Source organism: Neorhizobium descurainiae, assembly GCF_051400715.1.
Classification (GTDB): Bacteria; Pseudomonadota; Alphaproteobacteria; order Rhizobiales; family Rhizobiaceae; genus Neorhizobium.
Window position 1 is genome coordinate 14,238 of sequence record NZ_JBLFFK010000023.1, and the last position, 17,149, is coordinate 31,386.

General features: G+C 63.7%; 17 protein-coding genes and 1 pseudogene. 14 read left to right on the forward strand and 4 right to left on the reverse strand.

The features are described 5' to 3' along the window. Nucleotides 1-139: 139 nt before the first annotated feature. Nucleotides 140-655 (forward strand): nuclear transport factor 2 family protein, encoded by a 516-nt coding sequence (locus tag ACMGE0_RS27620; RefSeq protein WP_436819093.1) that lies wholly within the window; start codon nt 140-142, stop codon nt 653-655. Nucleotides 656-1,048: 393 nt separating this feature from the next. Further along, nucleotides 1,049-1,222: a hypothetical protein gene (locus tag ACMGE0_RS27625; RefSeq protein ID WP_436819094.1), complete on the forward strand. Its 174-nt coding sequence runs from the start codon at nt 1,049-1,051 to the stop codon at nt 1,220-1,222. 130 nt (nt 1,223-1,352) lie between these two features. Here the strand turns inward: ACMGE0_RS27625 and ACMGE0_RS27630 are convergent, their stop codons facing one another. Next, nucleotides 1,353-2,249, reverse strand: a complete 897-nt coding sequence (locus ACMGE0_RS27630; RefSeq protein WP_436819095.1) for an SDR family oxidoreductase — start codon at nt 2,247-2,249, stop codon at nt 1,353-1,355. Nucleotides 2,250-2,382: 133 nt separating this feature from the next. On the opposite strand from ACMGE0_RS27630, the gene ACMGE0_RS27635 reads away from it, so the two are divergent. The 11 genes from ACMGE0_RS27635 to ACMGE0_RS27685 all read left to right on the forward strand — a co-directional run bounded on the left by ACMGE0_RS27635 (nt 2,383) and on the right by ACMGE0_RS27685 (nt 12,214). Further along, nucleotides 2,383-3,336 carry an AraC family transcriptional regulator gene (locus tag ACMGE0_RS27635; RefSeq protein ID WP_436819096.1) on the forward strand — a complete coding sequence of 318 codons (954 nt, stop codon included), beginning with the start codon at nt 2,383-2,385 and terminating at the stop codon, nt 3,334-3,336. 113 nt (nt 3,337-3,449) lie between these two features. Next, on the forward strand, nt 3,450-3,611 hold the full coding sequence (locus ACMGE0_RS27640; RefSeq protein WP_436819097.1) for a hypothetical protein: 162 nt from the start codon (nt 3,450-3,452) through the stop codon (nt 3,609-3,611). A gap of 173 nt (nt 3,612-3,784) precedes the next feature. After that, on the forward strand, nt 3,785-4,498 hold the full coding sequence (locus ACMGE0_RS27645) for an endonuclease III domain-containing protein (RefSeq protein WP_436819098.1): 714 nt from the start codon (nt 3,785-3,787) through the stop codon (nt 4,496-4,498). 38 nt (nt 4,499-4,536) lie between these two features. Then, nucleotides 4,537-4,884: a DMT family protein gene (locus ACMGE0_RS27650; RefSeq protein WP_436819099.1), complete on the forward strand. Its 348-nt coding sequence runs from the start codon at nt 4,537-4,539 to the stop codon at nt 4,882-4,884. Between the two features lie 61 nt (nt 4,885-4,945). Further along, nucleotides 4,946-5,863 (forward strand): DUF72 domain-containing protein, encoded by a 918-nt coding sequence (locus tag ACMGE0_RS27655; RefSeq protein WP_436819100.1) that lies wholly within the window; start codon nt 4,946-4,948, stop codon nt 5,861-5,863. 132 nt (nt 5,864-5,995) lie between these two features. Continuing rightward, on the forward strand, nt 5,996-7,879 hold the full coding sequence (locus ACMGE0_RS27660; RefSeq protein ID WP_436819101.1) for a peptidylprolyl isomerase: 1,884 nt from the start codon (nt 5,996-5,998) through the stop codon (nt 7,877-7,879). Nucleotides 7,880-7,902: 23 nt separating this feature from the next. Beyond that, nucleotides 7,903-8,919 carry an anthranilate phosphoribosyltransferase gene (gene trpD, locus ACMGE0_RS27665; RefSeq protein ID WP_436819102.1) on the forward strand — a complete coding sequence of 339 codons (1,017 nt, stop codon included), beginning with the start codon at nt 7,903-7,905 and terminating at the stop codon, nt 8,917-8,919. Between the two features lie 4 nt (nt 8,920-8,923). Further along, complete coding sequence (gene trpC / locus ACMGE0_RS27670; protein WP_436819103.1) at nt 8,924-9,739, forward strand: indole-3-glycerol phosphate synthase TrpC; 816 nt, start codon at nt 8,924-8,926, stop codon at nt 9,737-9,739. Next, a complete protein-coding gene (gene moaC / locus ACMGE0_RS27675; protein WP_436819179.1) occupies nt 9,739-10,218 on the forward strand; it encodes a cyclic pyranopterin monophosphate synthase MoaC in 480 nt (159 codons plus the stop codon). Before trpC ends, moaC begins: the two co-directional genes overlap by 1 nt. 3 nt (nt 10,219-10,221) lie before the next feature. Beyond that, a complete protein-coding gene (locus ACMGE0_RS27680) occupies nt 10,222-11,436 on the forward strand; it encodes a molybdopterin molybdotransferase MoeA (protein ID WP_436819104.1) in 1,215 nt (404 codons plus the stop codon). Between the two features lie 205 nt (nt 11,437-11,641). After that, a complete protein-coding gene (locus tag ACMGE0_RS27685) occupies nt 11,642-12,214 on the forward strand; it encodes an NADPH-dependent FMN reductase (RefSeq protein ID WP_436819105.1) in 573 nt (190 codons plus the stop codon). Nucleotides 12,215-12,266: 52 nt separating this feature from the next. Here ACMGE0_RS27685 and ACMGE0_RS27690 read toward each other — a convergent pair whose 3' ends face one another. Further along, entirely contained in the window at nt 12,267-13,436 is a 1,170-nt protein-coding gene (locus ACMGE0_RS27690) for a citrate synthase (RefSeq protein WP_436819106.1), read from the reverse strand. A gap of 58 nt (nt 13,437-13,494) precedes the next feature. Here ACMGE0_RS27690 and ACMGE0_RS27695 point away from each other — a divergent pair, with 58 nt between their 5' ends. Further along, nucleotides 13,495-14,583 (forward strand): citrate synthase/methylcitrate synthase, encoded by a 1,089-nt coding sequence (locus ACMGE0_RS27695; RefSeq protein WP_436819107.1) that lies wholly within the window; start codon nt 13,495-13,497, stop codon nt 14,581-14,583. A gap of 9 nt (nt 14,584-14,592) precedes the next feature. Here the strand turns inward: ACMGE0_RS27695 and ACMGE0_RS27700 are convergent. Together ACMGE0_RS27700 and pyrG are read right to left on the reverse strand one after the other, a co-directional pair. Further along, nucleotides 14,593-15,364 (reverse strand): annotated as a pseudogene (locus tag ACMGE0_RS27700) (SDR family oxidoreductase). 140 nt (nt 15,365-15,504) lie between these two features. Then, nucleotides 15,505-17,142: a CTP synthase gene (pyrG, locus tag ACMGE0_RS27705; protein ID WP_436819180.1), complete on the reverse strand. Its 1,638-nt coding sequence runs from the start codon at nt 17,140-17,142 to the stop codon at nt 15,505-15,507. Nucleotides 17,143-17,149: the final 7 nt, after the last annotated feature.

Sequence of the window (17,149 nt, forward strand, 5' to 3'; positions counted from 1 at the left end):
TATCACTTCATTCAAGAGGCGAGAAGTGGGAGTGAGAGCCCGCCCGCCGTTGCTTGGCATTCGAAGAAACAACACGACAGGATTTCCCGTGCTCACACGAACCCGACAGCCACATTTGAAGAGAAACACCGAACTCCGGATGAAAGCGATCTCACGTCGCGTGGCGATGGCGCTCGCCATGGTCTTCTGCGTGAAGTCGGTCCAGGCCGGCGAGGTCGTCGAGCCGCCGCTTGACGAGATCATCCGGCGCACAGAGGAAGAGGCCCAGGCGTTTGTATCGGGCGATATGACCCGCTGGGCAGCGATGATAAAGCTCGCCAAGGACTTTACCCTCATGCAGCCCTTCGGCGGTCCGGTGAGCCACGGTTTCGACGACAGCCCGGAGCGCCTGGCCGTGCTCGCCCGCAACTTCCGCAAGGGCGACGCACACCTTGAGGTAGCCAAATCCTACACCTCCTCAGACCTGATCGTGCTGGTCATAATAGAGCGGCAACACGGCGAAGTCGCTGGCTTGCCCGATCAGGACTGGTCGCTGAGGGTCACGCAGGTCTATCGGCGCGAAGGATCGGAATGGCGTCTCGCGCACCGGCATGCCGATCCCTTGGTCAGGAATATCGGGCCGGAAAAGACCGCGGCCCTCGCTCGGGGCGAATAACCTGCTAGTCTTTCAGACGCTTCTCGAAATCGCGAATGGATTGCTCGATCCAAGGCTCGCGATACCCGGCAGTATAATCGATTTCGGTAGAACTTCCGCGCTTCTTCCAGAAGAACAATAGTCGTTTCAGGATCGCCATCATTCGCGCCGCGCCCTCATTCCGTCTGAGAGAGACCCGGCCTGTGTCTCGCTTGATTCACGCGCCGGGTCTCCGCCGCAAGGCGATGCGGCGATTCTGAATTGGCATTCGCTAAATGAATGTTCGCTGAATAGCCTTAAAGAGGATCGAGCCGGCGGCATGGGGCGAGCCCGCTCTGCCTCCTATGACCGGCGGCTTGGAACTATCGCCTGAAAGACAGGTTGCGACAGGAATGACGTTCAGGAGCGCAACCCATGAAAGATACCGAAACCCCAACGGGCCTGTCGCCGTCGGCGGATCATCCCGCGCAGAAGAGAAGGAAGATGAGCGCCGGTCGGGGACTTGCCCTGTTCATCGCGGGCGTGGCCGCGGCGGCATTCGCCGTCTATCTCTTCGTTGTCGTCTACGGACTTATCGCAGGCACTTGAGAGAAGGCGCCCCCACCAATATGCGGGGAGGAGCCCCTCCCCGCCGGCCGTTATCAATGCGGCCACCCTGCAGATTGCGCGCGCCGTACCTCTGCCGGCGATCGTTCCTGCAGGGTCGTTTTGCGCCGGTTCATTTTTCGAAATAGCGTGGCCGGTCGAGATCGGCAATGAGCCCCGGCCGTCGCGGTTGCCACCCCAGCAGCTCGCGGGTCCGCTCGGCTGAGGATGGGCAGTCGAGCGCTGCGAAATGCGCGAACCAGCCGAAATGGCCGGCCGCCTCTTCGGGAGCCTTGCCGACGACCGGCAGATCGAGGCGCCGGCCGATCACCTCGGCGATCTCACGGAACGGTATCCCTTCCTCGGCGACCGCGTGATAACGGGGCTCGGCAGCTCCTCTTTCGAGCGCGAACCGGTAAAGGCGCGCGGCATCGAACCGGTGCACCGCAGGCCAGAGGTTTTCCCCGTCGCCCACATAGGCCGAAACGCCCTTCTCCCGTGCGATGTTGATGAGGATCGGCACGAAACCATGGTCACCGTCGCCATGGGTGGACGGCGGAAGGCGCACGATCGACGTGCGCACACTGCGCGCCGCCACCGAAGCCGCCGCCTCTTCCGAAGCGACGCGGGGGATCGGGGTCGAGCCGGACGTCGGCACATCGTCTTCGATCGAGAGACGACCTGGCGCAAGAAGCCCGGTTCCGGAGGTGACGATCAAGGGGTGATCGGAGCCGGCAAGCGCGGCGCCGAGTGCTTCGATGGCGCGTCTGTCGATCTCGCAATTTTCCTTGTACTTCGAAAAATCGTGGATGAAGGCGGTGTGGATGACGCCATCCGCCAGGGCGGCGCCGCTGCGCAGGCTCTCCAGATCTTCAAGGTCACCCCGATGCACCTCGGCGCCGGCAGCGGCAAGCGAGCTGGCGCCCGCATCCGAGCGGGCAAGACCGAGCACCTGATGCCCCGCATTGATCAGTTCCTGGACGACGGCAGAGCCGACAAAACCTGTAGCACCCGTAACAAAAACACGCATCAAGACCACTCCATCACATCGTTTAATGACCTCGGCTGCATCTCGCCGCCTGGGTCCTGTTGTGATAGGCGGTTGAGTGAATACGATCTATGCTGTAAAGTCCGCACTATCTTTTCAATCGTCCGGATTTTCCATGGATCCTCTTTCAGACGTGCTATCGCTGCTGAAACCGCGGAACTACATGTCGGCAGGCTTCGAGGCCGGCGGAAAATGGGCGATCCAGTTCCCGCAACAGGGGGAAGGCATCAAATGCGGTGCGGTGGTTTCCGGCTGGTGCTGGCTGTCCGTGGAAGGCATTCCGGATGCGGTGCGCCTCGATACGGGAGATTGCTTCCTGCTGCCGAGCGGGCGGCCTTTTCGCCTGGCGAGCGACATGGCGGCAACGTCCGTCGACGCCGGCCTGATCTTTCCGCCTGCCCGGCGCGGCGGCGTCGTTTCATATAACGGAGGCGGAGATTTTTCTCTCGTCAGCAGCCGTTTCGCGCTGGCCGGCGATCACGCTGGCGTCCTGTTGCGTATGCTGCCGCCCATCGTGCATATCCGGAAGGAAGCTGACCGTACGGCGCTGCGCTGGTCCGTGGAGCGGATGATGCAGGAGCTGCGCGAGCCGGAGCCCGGCGGTTTCCTTGTCGTCCAGCACCTCGCGCACATGATTCTGGTTCAGGCTCTGCGCCTGCATCTTTCGGAAGCGCGGAAAGGAGGCGTCGGTTGGCTCTTCGCCCTGGCGGACAGGCAGATGGGCGCGGCGATCAGCGCCATGCATGACGATCCCGCCCGTCGCTGGACGTTGCAGGAGCTCGCGGAGCGCGTCGCCATGTCGCGATCGACCTTCGCCCTCAAATTCAAGGAGACGGTCGGAGAAACCCCGATGGAATACCTCTCCCGCTGGCGAATGCTGCTGGCCGCGGAGAGACTGGAGAATTCCGCCGATCCGGTTTCCGTCATCGCGCTCTCGCTCGGCTACGAGTCCGAAAGCGCCTTCAGCACGGCCTTCAAGCGGGTCATGGGCTGTTCGCCCCGGCAATATAGCCGTGGCGGCAATCCCGCCGTTCCTTCACACAGTGAGGGAGAGGCCGCCTATGCCTAGGTCCGCCCTCTGTTGCGTGTTCGCTGCTGCAGGCGTCCATCAAGCTCTGCGCAAGCGAAGATCCCTATCGTCCAATCGTCCGGAATGATCCGGTCGTGATTGGAGACAATGATATGTCGAACGAAACCACCTCGATAAGCCAACCCTCCGAACAGGCGATCGCGCTGTTCCTGCAGGACAATGACCCCGACAAGTTGACCGATATCCTGGTCGAGGCGCTTTACGAAGCTTTCCGCACGCTCGAGGACGAGATCAGACGCGAAACCGTGCATTGACGCAGCGTCAGGCTCCGTTGCGTGAGCCGAGCGCTTGTTCGCGGTCCTTGTCCATGCCCTTCTTCTTCTGAGCAACCGGAGTCAGGGATAAGGACTTGCGTTGTTCTCGTTTTGTTCTATCATGAGGCATGCAGTTCGCCTTTGACTTCGGAGCTCCGACGGATATCTCGCTGATGCGCGCAGGATTGCGCTCGGCCTTTGCCGGCTATCGGCCGCATAACGTCCGCGAGCCGGTCGGCCAGCTCATCAAGTCTATGATCAGCAGCCGGACGAAGGACGAGGTTTCGCTCAAGGCCTATCAGAAGCTCGTCAGCTGTTATCCGCGGTGGAGCGATCTTGCCGGCGCACCAGTCGCCGGCATCGAGCGCGCGATCAATGACGTCACCCATGCGAAGGACAAGGCGTTTTATGTGAAGGATTCGCTTGGCCTGATCGCCAGGGACCATCGGGATTTCGATCTTTCGTTCCTGAAGGAGTTTTCCGTTCCGGAAGCGCTGGCCTGGCTGCAAGCCCTGCCCGGCGTCGGCCCCAAGGTGGCCGCCTCGACGCTGAATTTCAGCACGCTCGCCATGCCGGCCTTCGTTGTCGATACCCATGTGCTGCGCGTGCTGGCCCGCTTCGGTGTAGTCGGCCCGCGAGCCGACATCGCGACGGCTTATCACGCGGTCATGGCCGCGGTGCCGGATTGGACGGCTTTCGAGCTGTCGGAATTCCATGTCCTCACCAAGCGTCTCGGGCAGCTCTTCTGCCGCTTCGACAATCCGCTCTGCCGGGAATGCCCGCTCAGGCAGCATTGCCGTTTTGCCGGCTCCACCGCCGGCGCGCAGATATCCCGTTCCCCTCTGCCGGCGGACCGGCCGCCGCTTGTGTTTCCGGGCCGAACGTGATTGCGGTAGGGCATCTCCCCTCCCACGGATTCGCTGCCATGCCCACCACCGCCGTCCCGTTCCTCACAATCGGTTTCCTGATCCTTTCGAACGTATTCATGACATTTGCCTGGTACGGCCACCTCAAATTCGAGAACAAGCCGCTCTACATCGTCATTCTGGCGAGCTGGGGCATCGCCTTTTTCGAATATTGCATGCAGGTGCCGGCCAACCGCATCGGCTACGGCTATTTCAATGCAGCCCAGTTGAAGACCATCCAGGAGATCATCACGCTCTCGGTCTTCGTGGTCTTTTCCGTGCTTTATCTCGGTGAGACGATCCACTGGAAACAGATCGTCGGCTTCGGCTTCATCGCGCTCGGCGCCTTCTTCATCTTCACCAAATAGCCGGTCCCGGGAACCACCGCGCCGTCGCAACGTTCGGATCGTCGTGATCTCAGGTGGTGCGATGAAGAAGCATTCGGGCAATATCCGGATCGGCATTTCGGGCTGGACCTACAAGCCCTGGCGCGGCGTGTTCTATCCCGAAGGCCTGCCGCAGAAGCAGGAACTGACCTATGCGGCCGAGCATTTCCGCTCGATCGAGATCAACGGCACGTTCTATGGGCTTCAGCGCCCGAAAAGCTTTGCCGCCTGGTACGACGCGACGCCGGACGATTTCGTCTTCGCGATCAAGGCCTCGCGGTATATCACCCACATGCGCCGCCTCGTCGATATCGAAACGCCGCTTGCCAATTTTCTGGCCTCCGGCGTCCTCCGCCTCGGCAGGAAGCTCGGCCCCGTTCTCTGGCAGTTTCCGCCGCGGATGACGTTCGATCGGGATCGTTTCGAAACCTTCCTGAAACTGCTGCCGAAGGATACCGAGGAAGCTGCGAAATTGGCGCGGAAACACGATTCGCGGCTCGATGACCGCGCCTATGTCGAAACCGATGCGAAACGGCCGATGCGGCATGCGCTGGAAATCCGACATGACAGCTTTCGCTCTCAGGAGTTCATCGACCTGCTGCGGGAATACCAAGCGGGTCTGGTCGTGGCCGACACCGTCGAATGGCCGCTTCTCATGGATCTGACGGCCGATTTCGTCTATTGCCGGCTGCACGGTTCCGAACAACTCTATGTGAGCGGTTACGACGACAAGGCGCTCGACGATTGGGCGCATCTGATCCGGCAGTGGGTCAGGGGCCGAGACCCAAGGGAAGCGCTGCGCGTCGGCCCGCCCTCCCCGCCGCGCGCCCACGGGCGGGATGTCTATGTCTATTTCGACAATGACGTGAAGGTTCGTGCCCCGCGGGACGCGGAAGCCCTCGCCGACCGCCTGAACGCCGGCCCGGCTTCGTCAGCCGCAAAACCCGCCAGGCGCGCCTGAAACATCATCATTCGCTTTTCCGCGGGCATGCCTTCATTTCCGTCTCGGTTTGATTTAGAGACAGTCCTTCGATCCGCCGCTTGAAGGCGGCAAGACTGTTTGCGCAAGACTGTTTGCAAGGTGTGTTGATCCATGCTCGATTCCCTCAGAGACGCCGCCCGCTCCTGGGTCGCCAAGGCGCTGCTTCTGCTTCTGGTCGTTTCCTTCGGCGTCTGGGGTGTTTCCTACACCGTGTTGACGACGAACAGCAATACCGTGATGACCGTCGGGGATCAGCAGATATCGACTGAGGAATTCCGCCTCGCCTATCAGCGCCAGATCGCCAATCTGAGCCGTCAGTTCGGCACGCAGCTTACTGCGGAACAGGCCCGCGCCTTCGGCGTCGAAAACGAGGTCTTCGCCCAGCTTGCCGCCGGTGCCGCGCTCGATCAGCTTTCCGACGACATGAACCTCGGTCTCTCCGAAGACCGGCTTGCCAACCTGGTCGCCGAGGATCCCGCCTTCAAGGGCGTCAACGGCCAGTTCGACCGCAACCTCTTCACCTCCAGGCTGCGCAATGCCGGCATTCGGGAGGACGACTATATCCGGGAGCGCAGCAAGGTCGCGGTCCGCAGCCAGATCGTCGAGGCGGTCTCCGACGGCTTCAAGCCGCCGCAGGTGCTTGTCGACGCCTTGAAGGCCTATCGCGACGAAAGCCGTTCCGTCGATTATCTCCTGCTCTCCAATGCCAATATCGACCCGGTCAAGGCGCCGGCCGACGACGTGCTATCCACCTGGTTCGAAGGCGTGAAGACCCGCTATCGCGCGCCGGAATACCGCACATTCGCCTATGTGAAGCTGCAGCCTGCCGACATCGCCGACGCGTCCGCGATCACCGACGACCAGGTGCGGGCGGAATACGAGAAGAGCAAGGACCGCTACAAGACCCACGAGACCCGCACGATCGAACAGCTTCCCTTCCCCGACAAGGAAATGGCCGAGGCGGCCGCAACCCAGCTCAAGGATGGCACGGCGACCTTCGACCAGCTTGTCACCGACCAGGGCAAGACCGCGTCGGATGTGCTGCTCGGCGACTTCACCCGGGAAAACGTTCCCGATCCGGCCTTCGCGGACGCCGCCTTCAAGGTCGCGGCGAACGGTGGCACAACGCCGGTCGTCGACGGCACCTTCGGCCCGGTCATCCTGCGCGTCAACAATATCCGTCCGGAAACCGTGCGCTCCTTCGACGAGGTGAAGGAGGAGATCCGCCAGCGGCTTGCGGTTTCCGCCGCTTCCCAGGAAGTCCTGAGCGTCCATGACCGGTTCGAGGACATGCGCAGCGGCGGTACCACGCTCGAGGACACGGCCAAGGCCCTGAACCTCAAGGCCGTCACGGTGACTGCCGACGCTTCGGGCAACAACGAGCAGGAACAGCGGATCTCCGACCTTCCGGCTTCCAACCAGCTCCTGGGCGAGGTCTTCCGTACCGAGCCCGGCGCCGATACCATTCCGGTGAACCTCGGCAATGACGGCTATGTCTGGTTCGAGGTCCGTAACATCGTCCCCGAACGCGAACGCCCGCTGGCCGACGTGCGCGACAAGGCCGTCGCCGACTGGACCGCAGACCAGCAGCGCCAGGCGCTGGCCGCCAGGGCGAACGAGCTCAAGGGCCGCCTGGACAAGGGCGAGACGCTGGCGGCGATCGGCGGCGAGCTTGGCCTTGCCGTCGAGAACAAGCAGGGCCTGCGTCGCGGCGCCGAGGATGCGATCTTCGGCAACGAGGCCATTGCCGCGGCCTTCGCCGGCCCGGTCGACACCACCGCCACTGCGCTCGGTGCGGATGGCGAAAGCCGCCTGCTGATGAAGGTGACCGCCGTCGATCAGACGACGACCGATGCCCTGTCCGGCGACGAGCAGTTGCAGCGCATGGCCGATGACGCCGGCGACGACATGCTCGACCAGATGGTCAACAGCCTGAAGGACAGCTATGGCGTCTCCATCAACCAGGCGGTCGTCAATCAGGTCATGCTCCAGTGACGACGGGTAAGGATGAGCCGCGTATGCCTGAGCTGAAACCTCTTATCGCCAAGGTCGCCAATGGCGAGAGCCTGAGCCGCGAGGAGGCGCGCGACGCCTTCGATATCCTGATGTCCGGCGAGGCGACGCCATCGCAGATCGGCGGCTTTCTGATGGCGCTCCGCGTGCGCGGCGAGACGGTGGCGGAAATCGCCGGCGCCGTCGCCACCATGCGCGCCAAGATGCTGCCTGTGGAAGCCCCCCCGGACGCGATCGACATCGTCGGCACCGGAGGGGATGGTCTCGGCACCTATAACATCTCCACCCTCGCCTCGCTCATCGTCGCCGGCTGCCGTGTCCCGGTCGCCAAGCATGGCAACCGGGCGCTGAGCTCGAAATCCGGCACCGCAGACACGCTGTCGGTGCTGGGCGTCAACCTGGAGATCGGCCCGGACCTGATTTCCCGTTGCATCACGGAGGCCGGCATCGGCTTCATGTTCGCCTCCATGCATCATGCGGCCATGCGCCATGTCGGCCCGAGCCGCGTCGAGCTCGGTACGCGCACGATCTTCAATCTCCTTGGCCCGCTGTCCAACCCGGCAGGCGCCAGGCGCCAGCTTCTCGGCGTCTTCGCTCCGAGATGGCTTGAACCGATCGCCGAGGTGCTGCGCGATCTGGGCTCGGAGACTGTCTGGGTTGTGCATGGCGACGGCATGGACGAGATCACCACCACCGGCATTACGCAGGTGACCGCATTGGAAGACGGCAAGATTCGTTCCTTCGAGCTGACGCCGATGGATTTCGGCGTGCAGCCTGCGACGCTCGCCGAACTCAGGGGTGGCGATGGCGTTGCCAACGCAGCCGCCTTGCGCGCGGTGCTCGGCGGTGCGAAAAATGCCTATCGCGATATCTCGCTCTGCAACGCGGCCGCCTCTCTCGTGGTCGCCGGCAAGGCAGAGACGATCGCCGACGGCATGCGGCTCGCCACCCGATCGCTCGAAAGCGGTGAAGCGGCGGCCGCGCTAGACCGTCTGGTCGCCGTCTCGAACGACAAGGATTGAGGTGATGACGGATATCCTGAAGAAGATAGAGGCCTACAAGCGTGAGGAGATCGCGGCCGCCAAGGCAAGCGTGCCGCTCGCCGAGTTGAAGGCGCGTGCCGCCGATCAGCCGGCTCCGCGCGGCTTTTACCGTGCCCTGAAGGCGAAGCAGGATAAAGGCAGCTTCGGCCTGATCGCCGAGATCAAGAAGGCCAGCCCGTCGAAAGGCCTTATCCGACCGGATTTCGATCCGCCTGCGCTTGCTGCCGCCTACGAGGCCGGCGGTGCCGCCTGTCTTTCGGTGCTCACCGACAAGCCGAGCTTCCAGGGCGCGCCGGAATTCCTGACGGCCGCACGCGATGCCTGTTCGCTGCCGGCGCTGCGCAAGGATTTCATGTTCGAGACCTACCAGGTCCACGAGGCCCGCGCCTGGGGTGCGGATTGCATCCTTCTCATTATGGCCTCTCTCTCGGACGACGAAGCGCGCGAGCTGTATGACGTCGCGGCCGAACTTGGCATGGACGCGCTGATCGAGGTGCATGATGCCGAGGAGACGGAGCGGGCGCTGAAACTCCCCTCGCCGCTGATCGGCATCAACAACCGCAACCTGCGCACCTTCGAGCTCAGCCTGGAGACCAGCGAGAAACTGGCCCCCATGGTGCCGGCCGATCGCCTGCTCGTCGGCGAAAGCGGCATCTTCACCCATGAGGATTGCCGGCGTTTGAGACAGGTCGGCATCAACACGTTCCTTGTCGGCGAGAGCCTGATGCGCAAGGATGACGTGGCCGCCGCGACCCGCCTGCTTCTGACCGGCGAGGCCGCCACCCTGGCGGCGGAATGATGGCGGGCCTCACCCATATCGGCGCCTCCGGCGAGGCGCATATGGTCGATGTCGGCGACAAGGCCGAGACGAGCCGGGCGGCGACTGCCGAAGGCTATGTTCGTATGCGGCCGGAAACGCTGGCGCTCATCCGCGAAGGCAATGCAAAAAAAGGCGATGTCATCGGCACGGCGCGGCTCGCCGGCATCATGGCCGCCAAGAAGACCTCGGATCTCATCCCGCTTTGCCATCCGCTGATGCTGACGAAGGTTTCGGTCGAGATCGCCGAGGATGAGACGCTTCCCGGCCTGCGGGTTACCGCGACGGCGAAGCTCACCGGCAAGACCGGCGTCGAGATGGAGGCCCTGACCGCCGTCTCCGTCGCGTGCCTGACGATCTACGACATGGCAAAGGCGGCCGACAAGGACATGGAGATCGGCGGCATCCGTCTCCTTGAAAAGACCGGCGGCAAATCGGGAACCTACCGGGCGGAGGGCTAAGGAATGGCACTGCTGCCCGTCGCAGAAGCAAAAAGCCGTCTGCTGGACAAGGCGAACCCGATCGAAGCGGCCGAGGCCGTACCGCTCGGAGAGGCGAATGGCCGGGTATTGGCAGCCGACGTCGAAGCGCGCCTCACCCAGCCGCCGTTCGATGCTTCCGCCATGGACGGCTATGCGTTGCGGGCCGAAGACGCCCCGTCCGTTGGCTCCGAACTGACAGTCATCGGCAGCGCTGCCGCGGGCCATGCCTTCGAAGGCACGCTCGGCAAGGGCGAGACCGTGCGCATCTTCACCGGCGCGCCGCTGCCGCAGGGAGCCGATTCCATCCTTATCCAGGAGGACGCCGAAAGGCTCGAAGGCGACCGCATCCGCACCAAGTTCGAGGTGACCAGGGGTCGGCATGTCCGACCGCGCGGCCAGGATTTCGCCGAGGGCGACGCCGTGCTGTCCGCCGGCACGGTGCTGGACTTTTCGCATCTCACCGTCGCAGCCGCGATGAACCACCCGGAGCTTTCCGTCTATCGTCGGCCGCGCGTCGCTATCCTTGCGACCGGCGATGAACTGATCCAGCCCGGCGGCGTGCCCGCCGCAGCGCAGATCATCGCCTCAAACACGTTCGGGGTCTCGGCTCTGGTGCGCGACAATGGCGGCGAGGTTCTCGACTTCGGCATCGTCAAGGACCACCATGCGGAGATCGCCGCCGCGATCGAGAAGGTCCGTGCCGCCGAGATTGACGTGCTGGTGACGCTCGGCGGCGCCTCGGTCGGCGACCACGACCTCGTCCAGGCGGCGCTGAAAGGTGCCGGGATGGAACTCGATTTCTGGCGGATCGCCATGCGGCCGGGAAAGCCGCTGATGGTCGGCCGGCTCGGTGACATGCAGGTTCTCGGCCTGCCGGGAAATCCGGTCGCAAGCCTCGTCACCGGCATGCTCTTCCTTGAGCCGCTGGTGAGAAAGCTCGCCCGCCTGCCAGAGAAGCGCCGCGAGGTGCAGGGCGTCACTGCCAAGACGCTCGCCGCCAACGATCAGCGCCAGGACTATCTTCGCGCCAGGCTCTCGAAGGATCGCGACGGCAACCTGATGGCCGAGGCATTCGAGAAGCAGGATTCGTCGATGATGAATATCTTCGCCCATTCCGACGGCCTCATTATTCGCCCGCCGCATGCGCCGGAACTGCCGGCCGGTTCCCCCTGCCCCATATTGCTCATACGCCCTTGAGCTTGCATTTATCGAGATGTTCGATGGATGCCTATCGATTCAATGGGCTAGGAGCGGCTTGCCGCAGCCGCTAAAACCGGCGGGTTTCATCTCTCCGGAACGTTCGTACCCTTCAAATCCATCTCGCCGGCTGTCGCAACGTGGTGACATGGAAAGGCGACAGCGCCCGGAAAATTCATATCCGCAACCTGTCAGGAGGTTTTACATGTCCAACCCGAAGATCGGCATCATCGTGGGCACCACCCGCCCCACCCGCTTCGCCGACAAGCCCGTCGAATGGCTGACGTCGCTCGCCGGCGAACGCAGCGATCTCGATTTCGAGGTGGTCGATCTGCGCGACTATCCGATGCCGTTCTTCGAGGAGCCGGTTTCTCCGGCCAGGACCCCTTCCTCCCATCCGGTTGCCCAGAAATGGGCTGCGAAGATCGCCTCGCTGGACGGCTATATCTTCATCACCGCGGAATATAATCACAGCATTTCCGGCGCGTTGAAGAATGCGCTTGACTACGTCTATCCGGAATTCATCCGCAAGCCGGCAACTTTTGTGGCCTATGGCGGTGTCGGCGGCGCCCGTGCCGTCGAACAGCTTCGCCTGATCTGCATCGAACTGCAGATGGCGGCGCTCCGCGCGGCAGTGCATATCTCGCGCGATCAGTTCGCAGCTGTCTTGCAGGGTGAGAAGACGCTCGCGGATTTCGAGGTGCTGAAGCAGCAGGCGGCCCTGATGTTCGACGATCTCGCCTGGTGGACGAAGACGCTGAAGGCCGGCCGCTCGTAGCCGAAAAGTGCGGGCTCTCAGGCGGCGCTTCTTTCCTCTGCCGCGGAGAGCCCTACAGGTCCGAGCCTCCGGAAAGGCCGGTTGTCTGGATATAGCGCGCCCGCGGCCGGATCAGGTGCCCGCCTTCGATCTGCTCCATGGCGTGGGCGAGCCACCCGGTCGTGCGCGAGAGCGCGAAGATGACGAGCGGCGCCTCTTCGGGAAGCGCGAAGGTGGCGGCAAGCGTGGCAATCGCGAAATCGATATTGGCCGGTTCCCCAAGCAACTCCTCTCCTGCCTCCGCGAGTGAACCGTAAATCGCCGGCGCGTCGAAACTTGCCATGAGGGCCTTCGCGCGGGGATCGCCCTGCGGATAGAGCCGATGGCCGAAGGCCCTGACCGTCCCTTCCGAAGAAAGGGTTGCACGGATAGCCTCGCGCACCCCGAGCGATGCCGCCTGTTCGGTGAGCCGCGTCACGCTCAGCCACGCGCCGCCGTGCCTCGGTCCTGTCAACGCGGCTAGCCCCGACAGCGCCGCTGCGGAAAGAGCCGCACCTGACGACGCGGTCACACGGGCCGCGAAGGCGGAAACGTTCAGCTCGTGCTCGGCTGCCAGCACCAGCGCCTTGCGGATCGGCTCGGCCGCCTCCGGCCGCTGCCAGCCCGATGCCAGCCGCAGATGCAGCGGCACGGGATCGCCGCGCCAGGGCGCAAGCCCCGCTGCGACCGTCGACAGCACGCCGGCCGCCTCGGCCTTGAGAACGGCGGAGCTTCGGCCAAGCGCCGGCAGGTCGGTCGTCACGCGCGCGGCGAGCCCCGCAAAGGCCGCAGCCATGCGCGACGCACCGCGCTCCTCTCCCACGGCCACGCCGACATTTTCGCTATCCCAGAGAAGCGCGGCGATCTCCTCCAATGTCGCATGGCCGGCTAGCTCGACCGCATCGCGGCCGCGATAGAACAGCTTTCCGTCCGAGATCGTCGAGATCGATGTTGGCAGCACCGGATCGCCCCAGCGGATCGCTTCGGCCGCCACCGCCGCCGATTGCCGCCGCCCGGCATGGCGCTCCGCCAGCCGCTTCACGTCGTCGGCCTGATAGAGGCTTCGCCTCGGATCGCCGGGATCGGGCTTTGCACGAATGCGCCCGCGGCTGACATTGGCATAGAGCGTCTGCGATTTGGTCCCAAGAAGGGCGAGCGCCTGTTCGGCAGTGATCCAGAGCGTGTTCATATTGATCGATTGCATCAAGATTGACGTCAATAAGACTAGGTCCGATCATCTCTTTCGTAAAGGAGAAACACCCATGAAGAATGGACTTGAAGACGTCGTCGCCGCCGAAACCCGGTTGTCGGATGTGGATGGAGAGGCTGGCCGCCTGATCATTCGCGGCATATCCCTGGATCGGCTCGTCGGACGCGCGACCTATGAGGATACGGCCGCCCTGCTGCTCGACGGCCTGCTGGACCGTCCCGCCGCGGTCGGCGACCTGAAGGTACGTCTCGGCCGGATGCGAGCCGAGGTTTTCACCCATGTCCAAGCCATGGACGAGGCGCTGTCGAAACTGCCGCCGGTCGATGCGATGCGGGCACTGATCGCGAGGCTGCCGGATGGCGAGGATTCCGAGACGGCGCTCCGGCTGCTCGCGGCACCCGCCGTCTTCCTGCCGGCTGTGCTGCGGCTGCGGAAGGGTGAAGCCCCGGTGGCGCCCACCCCCGCTCTCTCCCAGTCCGCCGATATTCTCGCCATGCTGAATGCAAGCCTTCCCTCCAGGGAGCAGGTAGCCGCGCTGGATGCCTATCTGGTGACGATCTCCGACCACGGGCTCAATGCCTCGACCTTCGCTTCGCGCGTCATCGCCTCCACCAAGGCCGGCCTCACCTCTTCCGTGCTGGCGGCGATCAGCGCGCTCAAGGGGCCGCTGCACGGCGGCGCCCCGGGTCCGGTGCTCGACATGCTGGAGGCTGTCGGTGCGGAAGCCGACGCAAAAGCCTGGCTCGCCCGGGCACTTGATCGGGGCGAGCGGCTGATGGGCTTCGGCCATCGGGTCTACCGTGTGCGTGATCCGCGCGCCGATGCGCTGAAGGGAGCCTTGAAGCCGTTGACGGCAACCGGTCAGGTCGACCACGGCCGCATCCGGCTCGCGGAAGCCGTCGAGCAGGCGGCACTTACCATTCTCAAAGAGCGCAAGCCGGACCGGCCGCTCGACGTCAATGTCGAGTTCTATACGGCCCTGCTGCTCGATGCGTTGAAATTCCCGCGCGAAGCCTTTACCGGCGTCTTCGCGATCGGCCGCACGGTGGGCTGGATCGCGCATGCCCGCGAACAGGCGCTCGAAGGCCGGCTGATCCGTCCGCGCTCGGTCTATGTGGGGCCGATCCATCAGGCGGCGTAAAGAGGTCGATTACATCCGGACCGACATGCCGCCGTCGACGGTCAGCACATGGCGGTTGACGAAGGAGGCGGCGTCGCTTGCGAGAAAAAGCGCAGCACCTGCGATTTCCTCCGGCCGGCCCCATCGCTCAAGGGGCACGCGCCGGCGCGCGAAGGCGATCATGTCCGGATTCTCGGAAAGGGCGGCATTGGTCTCGGTCGCGAACATGCCCGGCGCGATCGCATTGCTCGTCACGCCGAATGCGCCGTATTCGACGGCGAGGCTGCGCGCCAGGCCGGTCATTCCCTGCTTGGCGACCGGGTAGATCGCGTCGCCGGGCATCGCCATGTCGCCGATGATCGACGTGACCGCGATCAGGCGGCCATGGCCCTGCGCCTTTCATGATTTCCGCGGCATCGCGCGACAGCGAGATCGCCGAAAGGAGGTCCGTCCGGATCAGATCGAGGATTTCGCCATCGCCGAACGCGGCGAGCGGACGCCTGTCGCGGGCGCCGACATTGTTGACGAGAATATCCAGCCGGCCGTGCGCCCTGTGAATATCGGCGATGACGGCCCGGCCCGCGTCGATATCCGCCACGTCGAAGGCAGCCGCCTGCGCCTTGCCCCCAGCGCTCCCGATTGCCGCTACGGCTCTATCGAGCGTTTCGGCAGTTCGCCCCGTGAGAACCACGTGGGCGCCTGCCTCGGCGAGAGCCCGGGCCATCTCGAAGCCGAGCCCTCTCCCGCCGCCCGTGACCAGCGCTACCCGTCCGCCTAAGGAAAATCTGTCGAAAATACTCATTTCAAACCGGTCCGATGAAATCCCGCGATCCGAACACGGCACTGCCAGGAATGCAAGCCATGCCGCACCCGCCGCGGGCGCGGAAACATCGCCGCACGAAAAATATCACGGATGGAGAGAAGAGGCGCCTGAGCGGACGGTTACACCAGACGGCTCTGCTCCAGCGCCGCTTCGATGAAGCTTGCGAAGAGCGGATGCGGGTCGAGCGGCCGGCTCTTCAGTTCGGGATGGTATTGTACGCCGATGAACCAGGGATGGTCCGGATATTCGATCGTCTCCGGCAGCAGGCCGTCCGGCGACATGCCCGAGAACACCAGCCCGCAGCTTTCCAGCCGGTCCTTGTAGTCGATGTTCACTTCGTAGCGGTGACGGTGGCGCTCGGAGATGTCGGTCGAGCCATAGATGTCGGCGATCTTGGTGTCCTTCTTCAGCGCCGCCTTGTAGGCGCCGAGGCGCATCGTGCCGCCGAGGTCGCCCGAAGCGCTGCGCTTCTCCAGCTCGTTGCCCTTCACCCATTCGGTCATCAGGCCGACGACCGGCTCCTTGGACGGGCCGAATTCGGTCGACGAGGCCTTCTCGATGCCGGCAAGGTTGCGCGCCGCCTCGATCACGGCCATCTGCATGCCGAAGCAGATGCCGAAATACGGCACTTTCTTTTCGCGCGCATAACGTGCCGCGTTGATCTTCCCCTGCGAGCCGCGCTCGCCGAAACCGCCCGGCACCAGAATGCCGTTGACCTTTTCCAGATAGGGCGCCGGATCCTCCTTTTCGAAGATCTCCGACTCGATCCATTCGAGCTTGACCTTGACGTGATTGGCGATACCGCCGTGATGCAGCGCCTCGATCAGCGACTTGTAGGCGTCCTTGAGACCCGTGTACTTGCCGACGATCGCGATCGTTACCTCGCCTTCCGGCGTACGGATGCGGTTGCAGACCTCTTCCCAGGGTTCGAGGCGCGGCTTCGGCGCGGGCTCGATGCCGAACGCCGCCAGCACCTCGTTGTCGAGACCTTCCTTGTGATAGGCCATCGGCACGTCGTAGATGTTGGCGACGTCGAGCGCCTGGATGACCGCAGACGGCCGCACGTTGCAGAAGAGCGAAAGCTTGCGGCGTTCCGCCTCCGGAATTTCGCGGTCGGCGCGCACGAGCAGGATGTCCGGAGCGATGCCGAGCGCCTGCAGTTCCTTGACCGAATGCTGGGTCGGCTTGGTCTTGAGCTCCCCGGCCGCCGGGATGTAGGGCATCAGCGTCAGGTGCAGATAGACTGCCGTGCCACGTGGCAGGTCGTTGCCAAGCTGGCGGATCGCCTCGAGGAAAGGCATCGCCTCGATATCGCCGACGGTACCGCCGATCTCGCAGATGACGAAATCGTAGTCATCATTGCCTTCGGTGACGAAGTCCTTGATCTCGTTGGTGACATGCGGGATCACCTGGACGGTCGCGCCGAGATAGTCGCCGCGGCGTTCCTTGTCGATGATGTTCTTGTAGATGCGGCCGGTGGTGATGTTGTCGGTCTTGGTCGCCGAACGCCCGGTGAAGCGCTCGTAATGGCCGAGATCGAGATCCGTCTCCGCACCGTCGTCGGTCACGAACACCTCGCCGTGTTGCGTCGGGCTCATCGTGCCCGGATCGACGTTCAGATAGGGGTCGAGTTTTCTGAGCCGCACCCGGTAGCCCCGGGCTTGCAGCAGTGCTCCAAGTGCTGCGGCCGCAATTCCTTTTCCGAGGGAGGAAACCACGCCGCCAGTGATGAATACATATCGCGCCATGGGAGTCACCGGATAC